Raw genomic sequence first — 3,696 nt, 5'->3', positions numbered from 1 at the left:
CCGCGACCCGCGAGCTGGACGGCCTGGCCGGGGCGCTGGCCGCGGGCACCCACCGGGGTGACCGGGCGCAGGTGCACGCCGAGCTGGGCCGGGTGACGCGCGGCCGGCGCATCGAGCGCGTGCTCACCGCCGTGCTGAGCGGCAACCGGCCGGGGGAGATCCGGCTGGAACGGCGGATCGATTCGTCCGCGTTGGCGCGCTTGGACGAGGAGTTCTTCGGCAAGCAGGTGCTGGTCACCGACCGGGACTGGCCGATCGGCGACGTCGTCACGGCCTACCGCGCGCGCACCCACCTGGAGTCGACGTTCCGCTGGCTGACCGGCCCCGCCGTCACCGGCCCGACCCCGCGCTGGGAGTGGACGCGGCAGCGGATCGCCGCGCACGGCCTGGTCTCGGTGCTCGCCGCGACGGTGACCCACCTGATGCGGCGCGAGGCCGACCTTGCGGGGATGAACCTGTCCGTCCGCGAGCTGCTCGACCGGCTGGCCGGCATCGGCGAGCTGGTGCTGCACTACCCGTCCACCGGCGGGCGCCCGCGGGCGAAACGCCTGCTGACCACGCCCGAGCCCGGTCAGCAGGCGTTGCTGGACCTGTTTCAGCTCTCGCGGTAGATCTGCAGCGCCGAGAAGCTCTGGACCACCGGCATCAGCTCGATGACGTTGATGTTCACGTGCTTCGGCTGGCTGGCCGCCCAGTAGACGGACTCGGCGACGTCTTCGGCGGTCAGCGGGGTGGTGCCCTCGTAGACCTTCTCGGCCTTGGCCGCGTCGCCGTCGAAGCGGACCTTCGAGAAGTCCGTGCCGCCGACCATGCCCGGCTCGACGTTCGTCACGCGGACGCCGGTGCCGTGCAGGTCGCTGCGCAGGTTGAGGCTGAACTGGTGGACGAACGCCTTGGTCGCGCCGTAGACGTTGCCGCCGGGGTAGGGGTAGGTGCCGGCGATCGAGCCGATGTTGATGACGTGGCCGCGGCCGCGCTCGACCATGCCGGGCAGCAGCGCGCGGGTGACGTGCGCGAGGCCGCGGACGTTGGTCGCGATCATCTGGTCCCAGTCGTCCAGGTCGGCCTTGTGCGCGGGCTCGAGGCCCTTGGCCAGGCCGGCGTTGTTGACCAGGACGTCGACTGCTGCCCACTCGCCGGGGAGTGCTTCGATCTTCTGCCGGACCGCCTCGGGGTCGCTGACGTCGAGGGTGACCGGCAGGACGGCGTCGCCGAGCTCGCCGGCCAGCTTCTCGAGCTTGTCCTCGCTGCGGGCGACGGCGATCACGCGGGCGCCCTCGGCGACGAACCGGCGCGCGATGGCGTCGCCGAAGCCGGCGCTGGCGCCGGTCACGAACACGGTCTGCTGTTGCGTCATGGAGTGGCTCCGCTGTTCTTCAGGAAGGTGCTGAGTGCCTCGTCGAACTCGGTCTCGCGCTCCAGGTTAGGCAGGTGGCCCGCGCCCTCGACCACCACCAGGGTCGAACCGCGGATCTCCCGGTGGATCAGTTCGGCGTCGGCGACCGGCGTGAACTCGTCCTCGCTGCCGACGACGACCAGGGTGGGGACGTCGATGTCCTTGAGCGCCGGCACGTAGTCCGGACGCTCGGCGCGCCCCCTGAGTGCCGCCGCGGCTCCTTCCTTCGGCGCGTCGCGCATCATGCGGCGGACGTGGGCCTCGACGTCGGGCCTGGTCGCGCGGGTCTGCTTCGAGATCATCTTGGGGAGCAGCTCGTCGGCGTAGCGCTCCATGCCCTCTTCGGTGATCCGGTCGGCGGTGTCGTAGCGGGCCTGCTTGGCCGCCGGGGTGTCGAGGCCGGCGAAGGTGTCGGCCAGGAGGAGGGCCTCCACCCGTTGCGGGTGGTCCGTCACCAGCTGCATGACGATCTGGCCGCCCATGGAGAGACCGCCGAGCACGAAGCGGCCCAGCCCGAGCCGGTCGGCCAGCTCGACGAGGTCGTTCGCGAAGACGTCGAGGCCGGTCTTGGTGTCGCCGGTGCTCGAGCCGCCGTAGCCCCGGAGGTCCGGGGTCACCACCCGGTAGCCGCGCTCGGCCAGGTACTCGGCCTGGGGGCGCCACATGGAGCGGTCGAAGGGGTGGCCGTGGACCAGCAGGACCGGTTGCCCGTCCCGCGGGCCGAGGTCGTCGTGCGCGAGGTTCATGCCGCCGACGCTAAGCGGAGCACTCGCGCGGTGCAATACGGTGCAATGTACTCGGAGCAATGTTTTTGCCTGGCGCTCGCGGGCGGTTCGGGGCAGACTGGGCCGTGGACGGGCTTCGTCATGGGGTCTGACCTGCGCTGATCTTGTTAAGGGACCCCCCTGTTTCGGGCCCTTTCGGGGCATGTAAAGTTCTCCAAGTCGCCAGGGAAACCGGGCGGCGGGGACACGAACCAAGCTCTCGCAGAAGCGATTGAGTGGGTGGCCCACAAAAACTGCTAGAAATAACTCGCTTCGAGTAAGGCCGCTTGACGGCGGCGCGACTCGGGGTGTGTTGCTTGAGAACTCAACAGTGTGCTAGTGAACTAAGCCAGTAGAGCTTATATATGAAACCCCCTCGTCGGGGTTTCCTTTGAGAAGCAAGAAATTGCCTCGATTGAACTGTTCATTGTTGGAGAGTTTGATCCTGGCTCAGGACGAACGCTGGCGGCGTGCTTAACACATGCAAGTCGAACGCTGAAGCACCTTCGGGTGTGGATGAGTGGCGAACGGGTGAGTAACACGTGGGTAATCTGCCCTGCACTCTGGGATAAGCCTTGGAAACGAGGTCTAATACCGGATATCACCTCCTACCGCATGGTGGGTGGTTGAAAGTTCTGGCGGTGCAGGATGAACCCGCGGCCTATCAGCTTGTTGGTGGGGTAATGGCCTACCAAGGCGACGACGGGTAGCCGGCCTGAGAGGGTGACCGGCCACACTGGGACTGAGACACGGCCCAGACTCCTACGGGAGGCAGCAGTGGGGAATATTGCACAATGGGCGCAAGCCTGATGCAGCGACGCCGCGTGAGGGATGACGGCCTTCGGGTTGTAAACCTCTTTCGCCAGGGACGAAGCGCAAGTGACGGTACCTGGATAAGAAGCACCGGCTAACTACGTGCCAGCAGCCGCGGTAATACGTAGGGTGCGAGCGTTGTCCGGATTTATTGGGCGTAAAGAGCTCGTAGGCGGTTTGTCGCGTCGGCCGTGAAATCTCCACGCTTAACGTGGAGCGTGCGGTCGATACGGGCAGACTTGAGTTCGGTAGGGGAGACTGGAATTCCTGGTGTAGCGGTGAAATGCGCAGATATCAGGAGGAACACCGGTGGCGAAGGCGGGTCTCTGGGCCGATACTGACGCTGAGGAGCGAAAGCGTGGGGAGCGAACAGGATTAGATACCCTGGTAGTCCACGCTGTAAACGTTGGGCGCTAGGTGTGGGCGACATCCACGTTGTCCGTGCCGTAGCTAACGCATTAAGCGCCCCGCCTGGGGAGTACGGCCGCAAGGCTAAAACTCAAAGGAATTGACGGGGGCCCGCACAAGCGGCGGAGCATGTGGATTAATTCGATGCAACGCGAAGAACCTTACCTGGGCTTGACATGCGCCAGACATCCCCAGAGATGGGGCTTCCCTTGTGGTTGGTGTACAGGTGGTGCATGGCTGTCGTCAGCTCGTGTCGTGAGATGTTGGGTTAAGTCCCGCAACGAGCGCAACCCTTATCCTACGTTGCCAGCGCGT

General features: G+C 66.1%; 2 protein-coding genes, 1 rRNA gene and 1 pseudogene. 2 read left to right on the top strand and 2 right to left on the bottom strand.

Annotated elements, in window-relative coordinates; translation table 11 throughout:
* Positions 1–611, top strand: a pseudogene (locus tag G3I65_RS53170) (transposase); the annotation flags it as partial.
* On the opposite strand, the gene G3I65_RS53165 reads toward G3I65_RS53170, so the two are convergent.
* Both G3I65_RS53165 and G3I65_RS53160 read right to left on the bottom strand, forming a co-directional pair.
* Positions 596–1,357, bottom strand: a complete 762-nt coding sequence (locus G3I65_RS53165) for an SDR family oxidoreductase (protein WP_160703877.1) — start codon at positions 1,355–1,357, stop codon at positions 596–598. The pseudogene G3I65_RS53170 and the gene G3I65_RS53165 overlap by 16 nt on opposite strands.
* Positions 1,354–2,142, bottom strand: a complete 789-nt coding sequence (locus G3I65_RS53160) for an alpha/beta fold hydrolase (RefSeq protein WP_160703875.1) — start codon at positions 2,140–2,142, stop codon at positions 1,354–1,356. The genes G3I65_RS53165 and G3I65_RS53160 overlap by 4 nt, the downstream gene beginning before the upstream one ends.
* Positions 2,143–2,587: 445 nt before the next feature.
* On the opposite strand from G3I65_RS53160, the gene G3I65_RS53155 reads away from it, so the two are divergent.
* Positions 2,588–3,696, top strand: a 16S ribosomal RNA gene (locus G3I65_RS53155); the annotation flags it as partial.

Source organism: Amycolatopsis sp. SID8362, assembly GCF_010550475.1.
Classification (GTDB): domain Bacteria; phylum Actinomycetota; class Actinomycetes; order Mycobacteriales; family Pseudonocardiaceae; genus Amycolatopsis; species Amycolatopsis eburnea.
This window is presented reverse-complemented; position numbering and strand designations above follow the sequence as displayed.

What these genes read in the sequence shown, in the direction of transcription:
- G3I65_RS53160 (WP_160703875.1), bottom strand. Translation starts at nt 2,142, where the DNA reads ATGAACCTCGCGCACGACGACCTCGGCCCGCGGGACGGGCAACCGGTC.
- G3I65_RS53165 (WP_160703877.1), bottom strand. Translation starts at nt 1,357, where the DNA reads ATGACGCAACAGCAGACCGTGTTCGTGACCGGCGCCAGCGCCGGCTTC.